Genomic DNA, 17,312 nt, shown 5'->3' with positions numbered 1-17,312 from the left:
CGCACGCCGCTAGCGTGGAGTGCATGACAGGGGATGCCGCGCAGCGAGCCGTGATCGACGCCGCGGCGACCGCATCCGGAGTCGTCATCGGCGCACCGGGAACGGGCAAGACGCGCACGCTGATCGAGCGCATCGGCAGGCTGCTCGATCACGAGGGGATGCGCCCCGAGGAGGTGCTGGCCCTCACTCCGAGCAGGCAGGCGGCGACGGCGCTCCGCGACCGCATCGGCGTGCGCGTCCGCCAGGCGACGCCGGGTCCGCTCGCGCGGTCGCTCGGATCCTTCGCCTTCCAGATCGTTCGCGGAGCGATGGTGCACGCGGGCTCCGAGCCGCCGGCGTTGCTCACGGGCGCCGATCAGGACCGGATCATCGCCGAGCTCCTCGCGGGCGACGCCGAAGACGGCGGCATCCGCTGGCCCGACGCGCTCAGCGCATCGGTGCGCGGGTCGAAGGGGTTCCGTTCCGAGCTGCGTGCGCTCATCGCCGAGTGCACCGAGCTGGGTGTGCTCCCGGACGAGCTGAAGGCATCGGGCGACCCGATCTGGGCGGCCGCCGCCGATTTCATTCTCGAGTACCGCTCGGTGCTCGACGCGTTGCGCTCGGCGCATCGCGACGCCGCAGACCTGCTCGGCGAGGCGAGCACGATCCTCCGTGACGCGTCCCCGGGCACGCTCGGCCCCCTGGCGCCCCTGCGCGTGGTGCTCATCGATGACGCGCAGGAGTTGACCCGCGGGGGCGTCGCCGTCGTCCAGGCGCTGCGTGCCCGAGGGGTCTCGGTGCTCGCGTTCGGCGATCCCGACATCTCCTCCGGTGCGTTCCGGGGAGCGAGCCCCGAACTGTTCGCCGACCTCGTCTCGGCGCTCGGAGCGGTGCACGTGCTCGACGGCGCGCACCGCCAGCACCCGGCGCTCACCGCGCTCACCCGCACCGTGACGCAGGCGATCGGGGTCTCGGGAAGGGTCGAGCACCGGCGCGCACCGCAGGCCGGCCCCATCGAGGGAGCGGATGCCGCCGTCACGTCGTTCCTCGCCCCGTCGCCGCACGAGGAGTTCGACCGCATCGCCGGTGTCATGCGCGAATGGCACCTCATGCGGGGCGTCGCCTGGGATCGCATGGCCGTCATCGCCCACGACACGCGTCAGGTGACACTGCTCGAGACCGAGCTCGCCGCGCGGGAGATCCCGACACGGGCCGCCGGCGTGCAGCGTCCGCTCGGCAGCGAGGGCGTCGTGCGCGACATCGTCGGCATCGTGCGCCTCGCACTCACCCCGGCAGCGGAGCGCACGTCCGCGGAACTCGAAGAAGCCCTGCGCACGCCGTTCGGGGGGATGGACGCGATCGCCCTGCGTCGTCTGCGCGCGCGGCTGCGACACCTCGAGCTGGAACACGGGGGAGCCACACCCGCTCGCGAGCTGCTGCGCCGGGCGATGGCCGACCCCGAGCACTTCACGCTCATCGATGCCCCGGAGTCCCGCACGGCCCGGCGGTTCGCCGAGACGATCGAGGCGGTCTCGGCCGCCGCGCGAGCCGGCGAGACGATCCACGACCTGCTCTGGCGGATCTGGGAGCAGTCGCGGGCGATCGACGGCCGCCGCCTGCACATCGCGTGGCGAGAGCTGTCGGCGCAGCCCGGCGGCGCCGAGACCGCGCGATCGCTGGATGCCCTCGTCTCGCTGTTCGACGCGGCCAAGCGCTTCGTCGAGCGCACGCCGAACGAGCGCCCGGAGACGTTCGTTCGCGACATCCTCGACAGCGAGGTGCCCGAGGACTCGCTCTCGACACCCGATCGGCCGGGGCGGGTCACTCTGCTCACCCCGGCGACCGCGCTCGGCACCGAGTTCGACGCGGTCGTCGTGGCCGGTCTTCAAGACGGCGTCTGGCCGAACCTCCGGCTCCGGGGCGGGATGCTGCAGACCTGGCGTCTTCCCGACGCCGTGACGTCGATGCGTACCGGCGTCCCCCTCGAGACGCCGGGCATCCTGGATCGGCGAAGAGGAGCGCTGCACGACGAGCTCCGCCTCTTCGTCCGGGCCATTTCGCGCGCGCGGGACCGGATCCTCGTGACGGCGGTCGACGACGACGACCAGAGCCCGAGCCCGTTCTTCGCGTTCCTACCGACGCCCGACGCCCCGGAGGCACACGCATCGGCCGAGCATCCGCTCACCCTCCGCGGACTCGTCGCGCGCCACCGACGCACCCTCACGACGGCGACCTCCGACCCGGCACGTCGTCTCGCCGCGGAGCAGCTCGCGATCCTCGCGGCCGAGGGTGTCGCCGGCGCGGATCCGCGGGACTGGTACGGCGTCACGCCACCGAGCACCGATCGTCCCCTGCGGGACCTCGCCGCCGACGGTGCGCGGGTGTCGCCTTCGAAGATGGAGTCCTACGAGGAGTGCGGCCTGAACTGGGTCGTCTCCGCCCTGGGGGGCGACACCGTGATGCCGCCGACGGCGGGGATCGGCACGATCATCCACGAGGCCATGGAGAAGGTACCGGACGGCGACCTCGAGCAGATGCGGGCGATCGTCGCGGAGCACTGGCCCGAGCTGGACTTCGAGACCGAGTGGATCGGACGCAAGGAGCGGCGTCGAGCCGACCTCTACGTCGACCGGCTGCACACGTACCTCGGCGACGTCCGACGCGACGGAGGGCGGGTCGTCGGCAGCGAGACGCGGTTCGACTTCGCCGTCTCCCTGCCCGATGACGACGGCCTCCCGGTCGTGCACGACGTCGGCGACGACAGAGGAGCGCGCGCGATCGTGAGCGGCTACATCGACCGTATCGAGGCCTACCCTCCGGGGGCGGGGGAGCATCCCCCGGCGCGGGGGCGCGGGTGGACCGAGATGACCGCGGCCGGCGAGGGCGAGCGCGCGGTGGTCGTCGACCTCAAGACCGGACGCACCGATCCGGAGGCCGACGCGGGAGTCCGTGAGCACGCCCAACTGGCGGCGTACCAGGTGGCGGTCCAGCAGGGCCTGATCGAGGGTGCCCCCGCCGAGGCCCTCGCCGGGGCGCGTCTCGTGATCGTCTCGAAGACCCTCGCCAAGAGCGACTACCGCATCGCCCACCAGCACACGCTCGACGACACCGCGCGCGAGGCGTTCCTGCGCCGTGTGGCCGATGCCGCCCGCGGGATGTCGGCCTCGAGTTTCACCGCGCAGGTCGAGTCGCACTGCGCCGACACGCAGCGCCGCATCCACCCCTGTCGGATCCACACCGTCCCGGCGGTGAGCGCGTGACCGGCTGGGGCGGCGGACTCGGGTTGTCGGCGACCGATGTCGCGGCGGCTCTCGGCCAGCCCTCACCCACCCCCGCGCAGCAGCAGGTGATCGAGGCGCCGCCGTCGCCCGCCCTCGTCGTCGCCGGAGCGGGCAGCGGGAAGACCGAGACGATGTCGGGTCGCGTGGTGTGGCTCGTCGCCAACGGTCATGTACGACGCGACGAGATCCTCGGACTCACCTTCACCCGAAAGGCTGCGGGCGAGCTCGCCGAGCGCATCGGGCACCGCCTCGCCGTGATCGACGAGTTCGGTCGCCGCGGTCTGCTGCCGCACGTGCCGGAGATCGTGGCGACGCACGCCCTGCGCCGGGTGGAAGAGGCGGCCGCGGGTCGTCAGCGCGACGTCGTGCGCACGCACGTGCTCGACGAGCTCGCCGGCCGTTACGGCACGGGCTGGGACCCGACCGCTCCGCGTGCGGCCGAGGAGCTGATGATCCGCCCACGGGTGTCGACCTACAACGCCTTCGCCGACGGCATCGTGCGCGAGCACGCCGCTCGGATCGGACGCGACGCCGACGTCGCGATGCTGAGTCAGGCCGCGTCGTGGATGCTCGCGCGAGAGGTCGTGCTGCGCGCCGACCTCCCGGAACTCGAGGGGATCGACTACGCGCTCGGCACGGTGATCGACGCGGTGCAGCGCCTCGCGGGGGAGGCTCTCGACCATCGGGTCGATCTCGATGAGGCCGAGCGTCTCGCGCGCGAGACGGCGCTGTCGTTCGAGCCGTACCGCGGCAACGGCGACGTCGAGAAGGCGGCGGCGAACCTTCTCAGCCTGCCGACGCTCGCCGCGCTCGTGCGCGAGTACATCGCCGAGAAGGGGCGACGCGGCGTGCTCGACTTCGCCGATCAGGTCGGTGGCGCCTACGACATCGTCGAGGCCGCTCCCGACGTGCGCGCCGAGCTGCGCGAGCAGCACCGCGTCGTCCTGCTCGACGAGTATCAGGACACCTCGGTCATCCAGACCCGTTTCCTCGCCGAGCTGTTCCACGACAGCGCGGTGATGGCCGTGGGAGACCCGCACCAGTCGATCTACGGCTGGCGCGGCGCGAGCGCCGACAATCTGTACGCGTTCTCGAGCGCCTTCGCGCGCGAGCAGGAGGCGCAGACGTACAGCCTCATGACCAGCTGGCGCAACGACCGCGGAATCCTCGACATCGCCAATCGCGTGCTCGAGCCGCTGCAGCGGCCGGGGCTCGACGTGCCCCCGCTCGAACCCCGTCCCGGTGCGGGCTCCGGAACCGTCGATCTGCGATTCGCTTTCACGGTCGACGACGAGGCCGCCGATGTCGCTCGCTGGTTCGTCGAGCGACGAGCTGCGCACGATGCGTCCGCCGCCGGGCGCCCGCACACCGGCGCGCTGCTGTTCCGTTCGAAACGTCACATGCAGACCTTCGCGGCCGCGCTCGCCGCGGAGGGCGTACCGCACCGCATCCTCGGGCTCGGCGGACTGTTGGCGACCCCCGAAGTGGTCGACGTCGTCTCCACCCTGCGCGTGGTCCACGACCCGACCGCGGGTTCGGCACTCATCCGTCTGCTCACGGGTCCGCGGTTCGGCGTCGGGGTGGCCGATATGGCCGCGCTCTACGATCTCGGCCGAACCCTCGCCGAACGCGACACCTCGATGATGCCGCTTCCCGAAGAGGTGCGCGTGCGACTGCGCTCGTCGCGCGGCGCCGATGAGGCGGTGTCGATCGTCGATGCCGTCGACGTGGTGCGAGCGGTGCGCGACGACTATCGGCTGCTGGAGGGATTCACCCCCGACGGGCGATCGCGCATCCGTGCGGCGGGGGAGATGCTCGAGCGGCTCCGACGGGCCTCGTCGCAGCCGCTGACCGAGCTGCTGCGCCTGATCGAACTCGAGCTGCGCCTCGACATCGAACTGGCGGCGAACGAGACCCGGGGGCCGGCACGGGTCGCCTCGACGCAGCTCCGCGCGTTCTCCGATGAGGTGCGTGCCTTCCTCGCGGCCGACGACCGCGGCACGATCGGGAGCCTCCTCGCCTGGCTCGACAAGGCGGAGAGCACCGACGAGCTCATGCCGCGCCCGGAGCCCCCCGAGCCGGGCGTGGTGCAGCTGCTGACGATCCACGGATCGAAGGGGCTGGAGTGGGATGCCGTCGCAGTCGTCCGTCTCGTCGCCGACGAACTCCCCAGCCGGGTCTCCGACACCTCGGGCTGGTTCGGTTTCGGGGTCGTGCCGTTCGCGCTGCGCGGCGACCGCGACGCGCTGCCGCGATTCGATTGGGACCCCGAGAGCGCGGTCGGCGGCGAGCTCGACCCGAAGAAGCGTCAGGCTCTGGCGCAGGCGTCACTGTCGGGCGGGGCGACCAAGGCCAATCCCCAGGGCGGCGCGATCAAGCGCTTCAAAGACGCATACCGCGCCTATCAGCAGCAGGAGGAACGCCGGCTCGCCTACGTGGCGGTCACACGCGCGCGCACCGACCTGCTTCTCAGCGGTGCGCACTGGGCGGGGCAGAAGGCTCCCCGCACGCCGAGTCCTTTCCTGCTCGAGGCGATCGACGTGCGCGAGCACGAGCCCATCGAACCGGTCGATCCCGACGAGAACCCCTACGACGGGCCGGGAGCGACGATCTCGTGGCCACTGGATCCGCTCGGTGCCCGCCGTCCGCTCGTCGAGTCGGCGGCGGAGATGGTCGCGGGGGCCCTCGCGCGACCCGAGACGCTCGTTCCCTCCGAAGAGCTCCAGCGGCTCCTCGCCGAGCGCGCCGCGCGTCTGCGTGGCATCGACGCAGCGGCGCCGACCCGCGTGCCCGCCTCCCGTTTCAAGGACTACGTCACGGACTACGGCGGCACGGTCTCGGCGATCATCCGCCCGATGCCGGAGCGTCCGTACCGGCAGACCCGACTCGGCACGCTCTTCCACGCCTGGGTCGAGCACCGGTCATCGCTCGTGGGCGTCGGTGCCCGCGTCGACGAGGCGCTCTGGGAGATCGACGAGGACGAGGTGGGCGGCGAGATCGGTCCGGCGCCGGGAGAGGGAACCGGCGAAGCGGCGGATGCGGCCGACCTCGCCATCCTCCAGGCGACGTTCGAGCGCAGCGAGTGGGGTTCCCTCCAGCCGATCGCCGTCGAGATCGAGATCGACTTCGCGCTCGGCGCCGGGCTCGCGGATGCCCCCGCTGACCGGGCCGGCGAGTCCGACGCGCACATCGTGATCTGCAAGCTCGATGCCGTGTACCGCCGCGACGATCGTGGAGGCCGGATCGAGATCGTCGACTGGAAGACGGGAAAGCCGCCGAAGGGCGAGGCCGAGCGGGACGAGCGGATGCTGCAGCTCGCACTGTACCGTCTCGCCTACCACCGCCGATTCGGGGTGCCGCTCGACGAGATCGACGTCGCGCTCTACTACGTCGCCGACGACCTCGTCATCCGCGGAGACCGGGTCTACTCCGAGTCCGAGCTCTTCCAGCGCTGGAGCGCCGCGCGCGCCGCGCGCTGAGCCTCGTCGTCATCGCGTTCGTCGTCATCCGCGTCGTCGCCGGCGTCCGCCGGGGCCGTGAAGATATCGCCGACGCCGGTGAGGTCCTCGGTTTCGACGTCGACCATCGCGGCGCGACGCGCCGCTTCGGAGGTGTCGGTCGACGACGATCCCTCCTCCGATTCCTGCGCCCAGAGTTCGTCGGGATTGTAGGCGTCGGTCTGCATCGAGGTGTCGATCAGTGCTGCGGCTTCCGCGGGAACGCGGTCGAGCGCGTCGAGGGCCGAGTCGACCCCCTCGTTCCGCGCGGCGACGACGGCGAGGTCGTCCGCGCGGAGACCCTCGGCGAGCGCCTCGAGAAGGGCAGCCGCATCGTCGACGATGTCGGGGCGGTGCAGCGAGTCCCCGTGCACCAGCCAGCGCGCGAACTCGAGTTCGGCGAGCATCCGTGCGCGCACCTCGATCGCACCGTCCGGTGAACGCTCCGACGACCGGGCGTAGGCGGCCTGCACGTCGGGTGCCGCATCGGGCGCGGCCGAGAGCCAGGCGAGGTCGACGGCCGGATCGCCGACCGAGAGGCCGTGCCAGTTCAGCAGTCCGGTGACCTGGGGACCGCGCTCATCGTCGTCCTCGAGCAGGAAGGAGGTCGACTGCACGCCGTTCAGGGTCACGGTCGACTCGAAGCGCCACAACTCGTCATCGGCGACGGCATCCCGCCAGCGCGCCGTCAGCCGGGCGGGAACGCGGCCGGTGGAGGCCGCGTCGTCGACCAGCCGCCGGATGTCCTCACGGCTCTCCTCGGCCGAGCGTGAGACGAGACCCGCGCTCCGGACGATCGAGACGGGCAGGCCGTGCACGGCGGCGATCGCTGCCCCCATCGACTCCGCCGTGCCGCGTCCGGCCGGCACGTGGGCGGCCTCGACCTGGAAGCCGGGGAGGAGTTCGGTGACGAGGGCGCGACCATCGCCGACGCGGGTCTCGCCCACGTACTCGGGTGCGCGGAACGGGAGGATCGCCCGCGCGCCGGCCGTCAGGGCGCGCAGCGCGAGGGACTCGGCGGCGAGCTCACGGGCCGTCTCGTCGTCGTCCGCGACGCGGATCGCGAGCTCGCGCCCGTCGGCCAGCGAGGCGACGGCGGAGTCGAAACGTGCGTCACCGTCTGCGCTCAGCGTGCGAGTACCCGTGACCTCCGCGCCGGGCAGTGCCGCCGTCACGGCCGCGGCTAGAGTGAAAGGTGAGCGTCCCATGCCCTAAGGGTAGGTCGGCTCAGGGGCGGTCCCGCCTCCGCCACGCCCGTGAGAGAGGGAGTCGATCACCCATGCACCGCCCAACCCTCGACCGCGCGGCCGAGCTCCGCGAGGAATCCGGCGTCATCGATCGTCTGCGCGGAGAGACGTCGACACGCGTGATCGCCGTCCGCGACGGTCGAGTGCGCGTGACCGATGATCTGCTGGTCCGCGTCGCGCCGACCGAACCCGTCGATGCCACATGGGCGCTCCTCGGGCGCGACGAGTCCGGAACTCCGCTGTTGTTGGCCGCGCTTCCGGCCGAGAGCGCATCGATCGACGCGGCCCCCGACGAGACGTGGCTCGGGCTGCGTGATCTCGGAGCGCGGCTCCCGGCGCAGGAGAGCGAGATCCTCATCGAGGCGCTGGCGCTCGCCGCCTGGCTGCGCGATGCGCCGTTCTGCCCGACCTGCGGCGGAGGCACCGAGATCCGTCAGGCGGGATGGTCGCGTCGCTGTCTGGTCTGCGGGCGCGATCACTTCCCGCGAACCGACCCCGCCGTGATCGTGGCGGTCGAGAGCCGCGACGGCGAGCGACTGCTCCTCGGCGCGAACGCGAACTGGGGCGGTCGGATGTACTCGTGCTTCGCGGGGTTCGTCGAGGCGGGCGAGTCGCTCGAATCGACCGTCCATCGTGAGCTCGCCGAGGAATCGGGGGTGCGTCTCTCCGCGCTGCGCTACGTGTCTTCGCAGGCTTGGCCGTTCCCGCGCTCTCTGATGGTCGGCTTCCGCGCGGTCGTCGACGACGAGGCGGATGCCCGCGCCGACGGCGAGGAGATCGTCGACGTGCGCTGGTTCACCCGCGCGGAGATCACGTCGTCCCTAAAGGGGGAGGGGCCCGTCGGGCTGCCCGGACACGCATCGATCGCGCGCGCACTCATCGTGGACTGGCTCGAGGCGGGCGCGTGAGCGCTCTCGACGCACTCGACGAGCGGCAGCGGCAGGCGGCATCGGTCCTCCGCGGACCCGTCGCGGTGCTGGCGGGGGCCGGTACCGGCAAGACGCGCGTGATCACCCACCGGATCGCGCACGGAGTCGACACCGGCGCGTACTCGCCCGCGCGGGTGATGGCCGTGACGTTCACGGCGAAGGCCGCGGGGGAGCTGCGTGGGCGCCTGCGTGCGCTCGGGGTCGAGGGCGTCGCCGCCCGCACGTTCCACGCCGCCGCTCTCGCGCAGCTCAATTTCTTCTGGCCGACGCTCGCCGGACAGCCCGCCCCGTCGATCATCGACAACAAGGTGCGGATGCTGGGACAGGTCGCCGACGCCATCCGCCTGCGTCCCAGCACCGCGACCCTGCGGGACATCGCGTCGGAGATCGAATGGCGCAAGGTCTCCATGCTCTCGATCGAGCAGCACGCGACCCTGGGACGGTCGGTATCCGGCGTCGATGCGACGCAACTCGCCGAACTGCAGCGCGGATACGAGGCGCTCAAGGACGAGCGGAACCAGCTCGATTTCGAAGACGTTCTCCTGGCGTGCGCCGGGATGCTCGAGGCCGAACCGCGAGTCGCCGCATCGGTGCACGAGCAGTACCGCCACTTCACGGTCGACGAGTTCCAGGACGTCTCGCCTCTGCAGAACCGACTGCTCGAGCTCTGGATCGGTGACAGGCACGACATCTGCGTGGTCGGCGACGCCAGCCAGACGATCTACTCCTTCGCCGGCGCCGAGCAGCGTTTCCTCCTCGAGTTCGAGCGCCGCCATCCCGATGCGACCGTCGTGCGGCTCGAGACGAACTACCGCTCGCAGGCTCCCATCCTCTCCGCCGCGAACGCGCTCATGAAGGGGCGCCCCGGCGCGCTGGAGCTCACCCCCGCGCGCGAGCAGTTCGCGACCGAGCCGCCCACCGTCACCGCCTACGACAGCGAGCGCGACGAGGCGGAGGGAATCGCCGCGTCCATCTCGGCACAGATCGCCGAGGGCATCTCTCCCGCAGACATCGCGGTGCTCTACCGGGCCCATGCCCAATCGGCCGCGCTGCAGCAGGCGCTCGCCGCGGAGGGCATCCCGACCACGGTGCTGGGCGGCACCCGTTTCTTCTCGATGCCCGAGGTGCGTCAGGCGATCCTCGCGATCCGTGCTGCGGCCGTCGCCCCGGTGGAGCAGGGGTTCGTCCCTGCGGTGCAGCGCGTGCTGCGCGAGCTCGGACTCACCGAGGAACCGCCGGCGGCGGGCGGAGCCCAGCGCGACGGCTGGGAGGCGCGACGCGCGATCCTCCGCCTCGCCGAGGAGGCCGGGCCCGAAGCCACCTTGCGCTCCTTCGGCGATGCGCTCATGGCCCGGGCGAAGGATCAGCACGAGCCGACCATGCGCACCGTCACGCTCTCGACCCTGCACGCCGCGAAAGGCCTGGAGTGGTTGCACGTGCACCTCGCCGGATGGGCGGAGGGGGCATTGCCGATCTCCTATGCGACGAGCTTCGAATCGATCGATGAGGAGCGCCGTCTCGCGTACGTCGGCGTCACGCGAGCCGCGCGAACTCTGTCTCTGTCGTGGTCGCGCTCGGCGGGACGAGGCGAACGGGCTCCCTCGCGGTTCCTGGCAGAGATCGGGACGACGGGACGCGGCACAGGCATTCTCCGTGAAACCTCACCGCTCGCGAGTCGCGGGACCCGTCCGCGCTGAGCCGGATGATCTCGCTCTCCGCCGAGGGCGCGGCGGCGAGAAGGCGCGCGGCGATCGCTCCGGCGCCCGCGATGAGCACGGCGCGAACGCGCCCGGGGTCGCGAGCGACGAGCTGCGTGTGCAGTCGGGGCCAGGCGGGGTCGAGATCGCGAGCATGGAGATCGCGGCACGTGAGGCACGGCGTGATGCCGGGGACGACCATCGGGCCGATCGTCACCTGATCGCGACCGACGGCGACGGGCAGGTGCGTCACATCGTCGCGGAGGTACGTCGCCAGTTGCATCGCCGCAGCGCTGCCGGCGACGAGCACCACGGCCGTGCCGGACCGAGAACCGTGCTCTCCGATCGGAACGCCCTCGTCGGCGAGGCTCTCCCGCAAGCGATGCTCGGTGCGGGCATCGGTCACGCCGAGTCGCTCGACCCAGGCGGCGCGCGGCACGGGCGGGTCGTCGATGAGGAGGTGTTCCAGCCGCGCGAGCAGCGCTCGCGCCTCCTCGCGCGGCGCCCCGAGTCCGTGCGCGATCACGTCGAAGGAGGCTCGGCGGAAGCCGGAACCCATCCGTGACAGCAGCAGCTCCACCCATGCCGCTTCGGCGTCGATGTGCAGATCGCCGTCGAGTCCAAGCTGCAGCGTGCGCTCGTCGCGCCAGAGCAGCGGAAGGGCGGGGGAGAGGCGGGTGAGTGTCGTCGGCGTGAGCGGAGGCATCCACCGATTCTGGACATTCCACGGCGTCCATGGGATGCCGCAGAGACATCCGTGGACAACGCGACTGCTCCTCTCCGATGGGGAGGAGCAGTCGCGGCTCAGACCGGTCGGTCGCCCTCGGGGCGGTCTTCCGATTCGTCTCCGCCTGACGAATCTCCGCCCGACGAATCTCCGCCCGACTTTTCGTCGGCGTCGCCCGAGAAGTCGTCACCGTCGAGCAGGCGGGCCAGCGCCTCGTCGAACTCGTCGGCGACCGGCTGCTCGCCCCGCGCCGTCGCCTGGAGGCGGGCGACGAGGGCCGTCGGGTCGTCGATGTCGTCGGCGGTCGGCATCAGATCGGGGTAGTCCCAGAGCGCGTCGCGGGCGGCGATACCGACGGCATCCGTGACCTGCTGCCACATCGCGGCGGCCTCGCGCATGCGGCGCGGGCGCAGCTTCAGACCGACGAGAGCCCCGAGCGCGTCCTCGGCGGGACCGCCGACCGCGCGCCGACGACGTGCCGCCTCCGCGAGCCGTGCACCGTCGGGGAGGCGCGAGGTCGCCTGGGTGGTGACGACGTCGACCCAGCCGTCGATCGTCGCGATGAGGTTCTCGAGCCGCGTCAGTGCCTCGCGCTGCGCCTCGGTCTGCGTCGGCAGCAGGGCACCGCCCTCGATCGCGGCCCGCAGCTCCTCGGGATTGGACGGATCGAGTCGGCTCGCCACGTCTTCGAGTGCATCCACATCGACCGTCACCCCGCGCGCGAAGTCGGTGATCTGGGCCATCACGTGCAGGTGCAGCCACTTGGCGTGCCGGTACAGGCGGGCGTACGCGAGCTCGCGCGCCGCGAGGTAGAGGGCGATCTGGTCGTCGGGGATCTCGAGCCCCTCGCCGAAGGCGGAGAGGTTCTGCGGGATGATCGCGGCGGTGCCGGCGGGGAGCACCGGGATGCCGACGTCTCCGCCCGAGACCACCTCGAGCGAGAGGTTGCCGAGCACCTGGCCGAATTGCGCGGCGAACACCGAACCGCCGAGTCCGCGCATGAGCCTGCCCGCGCCCTGCACGACGTCGCGCATCTCCTCGGGCACCTGCGTGTCTAGTGCGCTGGTGAGCGCATCGGCGATGCTGGTCGAGACGGGGCCGGCGATCTCCTTCCACACGGGGAGGGTCTTCTCGACCCATTCGCCGCGGGTCATCGCGACCGGCGCCTGGGCGAGGTCGGAGATCGTGGTCGCCTCGCCGAGCCAGAGCCCCGCCAGGGCGAACGCATCCACGAGCGAGGTGCGCGAGCCGTCGGTGATGCCCTGTCCATCGCGGTTCGCGATGTGCAGCGCCTGGCGCAGCGCGTTCTCCCAGGCGTCGCCGCCGAACGCTCCCTGCAACTGCGACATGATCGTCTGCATCATCGCGGGGTCGAGCGCCAGCCCGTCCATGCCCTCGAAAGCACCACGCAGCGCCTCGGGGTCGATGTCGCCACCCTGGCCTGCGAGCATCCGCCGCAGGAACTCCTGGAAGTCCTCGGGTGTCGGGTCGTTGTCTGCCATGTCGATCGCCCTCTCAGCACGCCTATAGCCGTGCCATCTACGCTAGTCACAGGTTCATGCGAGCGAACCCGATGCGGGCAGATCCCTGTACGCCGCTCGCGAACGACGGAGGATGCTGTGGAACGAACGCGGCCTGTGAAGCTCGGACTCGGCGTCTGGGCGTTGATCGTCGCACTCGTGGCACTGGTCGTCCTCACCTTCCTCCCCACCCCCTACGTCATCCAGCGGCCGGGCCCCGTCTACGACACCCTCGGCACGGCCGCGGGTGCGGACGGGGAGAAGGTGCCGCTCATCAGCATCGAGGGCGCCGAGACGTTCGACACCGGCGGCACGCTCGATCTGACCACCGTCCAGGTCGTCGGCAACCGCGAGCGCACCCCCAGCTGGTTCGAACTCGCGCTGGCGTGGACCGACTCCTCCCGCGCCGTCGTACCGCTCGACTCCGTGTTCCCGGAGGGCGTGACCACCGAGCAGCGCGATGAGCGCAACGCGACCCTGATGGTCGACTCGCAGCACGAGGCGACCGCCGCGGCGCTGGGAGAGCTCGGCTACGACACCGGGGCCGAGGTCGTCGTCGTCGAGGCCGTCGAGGATTCCCCGGCCGAGGGCATCCTCGAACCCGACGACGTGATCACCGCGATCGACGGCGACCCCGTGGTGTCGGCGAAGCAGCTGCGCTCGCGCATCCAGGACATCGGGGGAGCGGAGATCGACCTCACGGTCCTGCGAGACGGCGAGGAGCAGGACGTCACGATCACTCCGCAGGAGTACACCGAGGGCGACACGACCACGTGGCTGATCGGCATCACCCTTCGCACCGACTACGACTTCCCGATCGACGTGACGATCCAGCTCGACAACGTCGGCGGCCCCAGCGCGGGGATGATGTTCGCTCTCGGGATCATCGACCAGCTCACCCCGGGCGAGCTCAACGGTGGCGAGAACGTCGCCGGCACCGGCACGATCGAGGCCGACGGCACGGTCGGCCCCATCGGCGGCATCCGTCAGAAGCTCTACGGGGCGCGTGATGCGGGGGCCGAGTTCTTCCTCGCTCCGGCATCGAACTGCGACGAAGTCGTGGGCCACGTGCCCGACGGGTTGCAGGTCGTCCGCACCGCGACGCTCGAGGAATCGCTCGATGCTCTCGAGGTCATCGCCGACGGCGGAGACGTCTCGGCGCTGCCCGCCTGCACCCCGTCGTGACCTCGCCGTGACCGGGATGACAGCCGCAGCCCAGTAACGCGTGCCTAGGATGGGGGTGTGACCTCGACCTCAGCTCCGAACCCGGCCACTCCTCGAACCTCCCGACGCATATTCGGCATCTCGCTGGTGATCATCGCCGCATTGATCGCGGTGTTCTTCGTCTTCGCGTCGCTCTACACCGAATTCCTCTGGTTCGATCAGGTGGGCTTCACCGGTGTGCTCACGACCCAGTGGGTCGCCACCGTGGTGATGTTCGTCATCGGGTTCCTCGGGATGGCGGTGCCGCTGTTCGTCGTGATCCAGCTGGCCTACCGCCTGCGCCCGGTCTACGTTCGCCTGAGCTCCCAGCTCGACCGCTACCAGGAGGTCATCGAGCCCCTGCGTCGTCTCGCCATGTGGGGTATGCCGATCTTCTTCGGTCTGTTCGCCGGCTTCTCGGCCGCCGGGCAGTGGAAGACGGTGTGGCTCTGGGCCAACGGCGTCGCGACGAGCGACGTCGACCCGCAGTTCGGCATCGACACCGGCTTCTACATGTTCGCGATGCCGTTCTACTCGATCGCGCTCGCGTTCGTCTCGGCCGTGCTGCTGCTCTCGCTCCTGGTCACGGCGCTCGTGTCGTACCTCTACGGGTCGGTGCGCATCGGTCAGGGAGAGCTGCGCATCTCGAAGGCGGCGCGCATCCAGCTCGCCGTCATCGCCGGTCTCTACATCCTCGTGCAGGCGGTCAGCCTGTGGCTCGACCGCTACAAGACGCTGGTCACCCCCGACGACCGCATCACCGGTGCCGCGTACACGGGCGTCAACGCCACGATCCCCGGTCTTGCGATCCTGGCGATCATCGCCGCACTCGTCGCGATCCTCTTCTTCGTCACGGCCGTGATCGGCCGCTGGCGCTTCCCGCTCGCCGCCACGGCGCTGCTGATCGTCGCCTCGCTGGTCGTGGGCGTCGGATACCCGTGGGTCGTCACGACCTTCCAGGTGAAGCCGAACCAGAACGCCTACCAGGCCGAGTACTACCAGCGGAACATCGACGGCACGAAGGAGGCGTACGGGGTCGCGAACCTCGAGACGACCACCTTCGAGGCCGAGACGGATGCCGAAGCCGGTCAGCTGCGCGCGGATGCCGACACCACGGCCTCGATCCGCATCATGGACCCGAAGGTCATCAGCCCCACCGTGCGGCAGCTCGAGCAGTACCGCGCGTACTACCAGTTCGAGGAGACGCTCGACGTCGACCGCTACGAGATCGACGGCGAGATGCAGGACACGGTCGTCGCCGTCCGCGACCTCGACATCACCAAGCTCGGCGAGGGCGACAACTGGAACAACCGTGTCGCCGTCTACACGCACGGTTACGGCCTCGTCGCTGCCGCGGGCAACCAGCGCACGAGCGACGGCGAGCCCGTCTTCCTCGAGCGCGGCATCCCGTCGTCGGGCTTCCTGACCGACCGCGAGAACTTCGAGCCCCGCGTCTACTTCGGTGAGAACTCGCCCGAGTACTCGATCGTGGGAGCCCCGGAGGGCGCCGACCCGGTCGAGATCGACTACCCGCGCGGCAAGGACGGCGCGAGCGAGACGAAGACGACGTTCAACGGCGAGGGCGGCCCCGCCATCGGCGACACGTTCACGAAGCTCCTCTACGCGCTCAAGTTCCAGTCCGAGCAGATCCTCTTCTCGAATCTGGTGAACGAGGACTCGCAGATCCTCTACGACCGAGACCCGAAGACCCGTGTGGGCAAGGTCGCGCCGTACCTCGAGCTCGACAGCGACCCGTACCCCAGCGTGGTCGACGGCCGCATCGTCTGGATCGTCGACGGTTACACGACGAGCTCGACGTACCCCTACGCGACGAGCGTGAGCCTCTCCGACGCGATCACCGACTCGAACACGCGGGCACCGAGCCTCGCGATCGACGAGATCAACTACATCCGCAACTCGGTCAAGGCGACCGTCGATGCCTATGACGGCACCGTCACGCTCTACGCGTGGGACGCCGAGGACCCGATCCTCAAGACCTGGCAGAAGGTCTACCCGTCGACCGTGAAGCCGATCAGCGACATGTCGGGCGAGCTCATGAGCCACGTCCGCTACCCGACCGATCTGTTCAAGGTGCAGCGCGACATCCTCGGGATCTACCACATCGACACCGCCGGGTCCTTCGCCCAGCAGGACAACCGCTGGCAGACCCCGAACGACCCGCGCAGCGACGCGATGCTGCAGCCGCCGTACTACCTGACCATGCAGATGCCGGGGCAGGACAGCGCGCGGTTCTCGATGTTCTCGACCTTCATCCCCGCGTCGCAGGGCGCCGGCAGCAGCCGAGACGTGCTGATGGGCTATCTGGCCGTCGATTCGGATGCCGGTGCCGAGGCGGGTGTGAAGGCGGAGGGCTACGGCCAACTGCGCATGCTCGAGATCAACGACGACACGACGGTGCCGGGTCCCGGTCAGGTGCAGAACACCTACAACTCCGACACGGCGGTCGTCCCGCAGCTCAACCTGCTGCAGCAGGGAGAGTCGGAGGTCATCTACGGCAACCTGCTGACGCTCCCCGTGGGTGGCGGTCTTCTCTACGTGCAGCCCGTGTACGTGCAGTCGTCCGAGGGCACGCAGCTCCCGCGTCTGCAGAAGGTGCTCGTCGCCTTCGGCGACAGGGTCGCGTTCGAGAACACCCTGACCGAGGCGCTCGATTCCCTCTTCGGCGGTGACTCCGGTGCGACCGGAGGAGATGACGAGGTCGAACCGGTCGATCCTTCCGAGGTCGACCCCGACACGGGTGAGGTGCCGACCACCGAGCCGACCGAACCCACGACGCCGACCGACGAGCAGGCTGCGGCCCTGGCCGACGCGCGCCAGGCGCTCCTCGATCGCGACACCGCTCTGAAGGCCGGTGACCTCGAGAAGTTCGGCGAGGCCGACAAGCGTCTCACCGAGGCAGTGCAGAAGCTCCTCGACATGGAGTCCACCTCGGGGGAGTGATCCTCGGACCGCACTGACGAATGCCGCATCCCTCGGGATGCGGCATTCGTCGTTCCCGGGTACCGGCGATCGTGTCGGTCCACGCATCCACCGGGCACAGCGAAAGGCCCCCGACCGGGATTTCTCCTGATCAGGGGCCTTTCTTGTGTCGCATTCTCGTTGCGGGGACAGGATTTGAACCTGCGACCTCCGGGTTATGAGCCCGGCGAGCTACCGAACTGCTCCACCCCGCGGCACAAGGAATAGCCTAACACGGGAATCGGGAGTGCGC

The 17,312-nt window shown here is 70.5% G+C and carries 8 protein-coding genes and 1 tRNA gene; 6 read left to right on the top strand and 3 right to left on the bottom strand.

What is annotated here, in order from left to right; translation table 11 throughout:
- The first annotated feature begins 23 nt into the window (after window positions 1–23).
- Both ACI2JZ_RS04765 and ACI2JZ_RS04760 read left to right on the top strand, forming a co-directional pair.
- Complete coding sequence (locus ACI2JZ_RS04765; protein WP_404596675.1) at window positions 24–3,239, top strand: ATP-dependent helicase; 3,216 nt, start codon at window positions 24–26, stop codon at window positions 3,237–3,239.
- Entirely contained in the window at window positions 3,236–6,739 is a 3,504-nt protein-coding gene (locus ACI2JZ_RS04760; protein WP_404596674.1) for a UvrD-helicase domain-containing protein, read from the top strand. Before ACI2JZ_RS04765 ends, ACI2JZ_RS04760 begins: the two co-directional genes overlap by 4 nt.
- On the opposite strand, the gene ACI2JZ_RS04755 is transcribed toward ACI2JZ_RS04760, so the two are convergent.
- Entirely contained in the window at window positions 6,685–7,965 is a 1,281-nt protein-coding gene (locus tag ACI2JZ_RS04755; protein ID WP_247622929.1) for a phosphotransferase, read from the bottom strand. The genes ACI2JZ_RS04760 and ACI2JZ_RS04755 overlap by 55 nt on opposite strands.
- 71 nt (window positions 7,966–8,036) lie before the next feature.
- Here ACI2JZ_RS04755 and nudC point away from each other — a divergent pair, with 71 nt between their 5' ends.
- Window positions 8,037–8,912, top strand: a complete 876-nt coding sequence (gene nudC, locus ACI2JZ_RS04750) for an NAD(+) diphosphatase (protein ID WP_404596672.1) — start codon at window positions 8,037–8,039, stop codon at window positions 8,910–8,912.
- Window positions 8,909–10,630, top strand: coding sequence for an ATP-dependent helicase (locus ACI2JZ_RS04745; protein WP_404596671.1), 1,722 nt, complete (start codon window positions 8,909–8,911; stop codon window positions 10,628–10,630). Before nudC ends, ACI2JZ_RS04745 begins: the two co-directional genes overlap by 4 nt.
- A gap of 804 nt (window positions 10,631–11,434) precedes the next feature.
- On the opposite strand, the gene ACI2JZ_RS04740 is transcribed toward ACI2JZ_RS04745, so the two are convergent.
- Window positions 11,435–12,859 carry a zinc-dependent metalloprotease gene (locus ACI2JZ_RS04740; RefSeq protein ID WP_404596670.1) on the bottom strand — a complete coding sequence of 475 codons (1,425 nt, stop codon included), beginning with the start codon at window positions 12,857–12,859 and terminating at the stop codon, window positions 11,435–11,437.
- Window positions 12,860–12,976: 117 nt separating this feature from the next.
- Between ACI2JZ_RS04740 and ACI2JZ_RS04735 the strand changes: the two genes are divergently transcribed.
- Together ACI2JZ_RS04735 and ACI2JZ_RS04730 are read left to right on the top strand one after the other, a co-directional pair.
- Window positions 12,977–14,062, top strand: a complete 1,086-nt coding sequence (locus ACI2JZ_RS04735) for a PDZ domain-containing protein (protein WP_404596669.1) — start codon at window positions 12,977–12,979, stop codon at window positions 14,060–14,062.
- 57 nt (window positions 14,063–14,119) lie between these two features.
- A complete protein-coding gene (locus ACI2JZ_RS04730; RefSeq protein WP_247632548.1) occupies window positions 14,120–17,041 on the top strand; it encodes a UPF0182 family protein in 2,922 nt (973 codons plus the stop codon).
- Window positions 17,042–17,200: 159 nt separating this feature from the next.
- On the opposite strand, the gene ACI2JZ_RS04725 is transcribed toward ACI2JZ_RS04730, so the two are convergent.
- Window positions 17,201–17,274, bottom strand: a tRNA-Met gene (locus tag ACI2JZ_RS04725).
- Window positions 17,275–17,312 lie beyond the last annotated feature (38 nt).

The sequence above is a fragment of the Microbacterium sp. NPDC087868 genome (assembly GCF_044900755.1).
Lineage (GTDB): Bacteria > Actinomycetota > Actinomycetes > Actinomycetales > Microbacteriaceae > Microbacterium > Microbacterium galbinum.
The sequence above is the reverse complement of the archived record's forward strand: the minus strand, read 5'-3'. Positions and strand labels throughout refer to the sequence as shown.

What these genes read in the sequence shown, in the direction of transcription:
- ACI2JZ_RS04740 (WP_404596670.1), bottom strand. Translation starts at nt 12,859, where the DNA reads ATGGCAGACAACGACCCGACACCCGAGGACTTCCAGGAGTTCCTGCGG.
- ACI2JZ_RS04755 (WP_247622929.1), bottom strand. Translation starts at nt 7,965, where the DNA reads ATGGGACGCTCACCTTTCACTCTAGCCGCGGCCGTGACGGCGGCACTG.
- ACI2JZ_RS04765 (WP_404596675.1), top strand. Translation starts at nt 24, where the DNA reads ATGACAGGGGATGCCGCGCAGCGAGCCGTGATCGACGCCGCGGCGACC.
- nudC (WP_404596672.1), top strand. Translation starts at nt 8,037, where the DNA reads ATGCACCGCCCAACCCTCGACCGCGCGGCCGAGCTCCGCGAGGAATCC.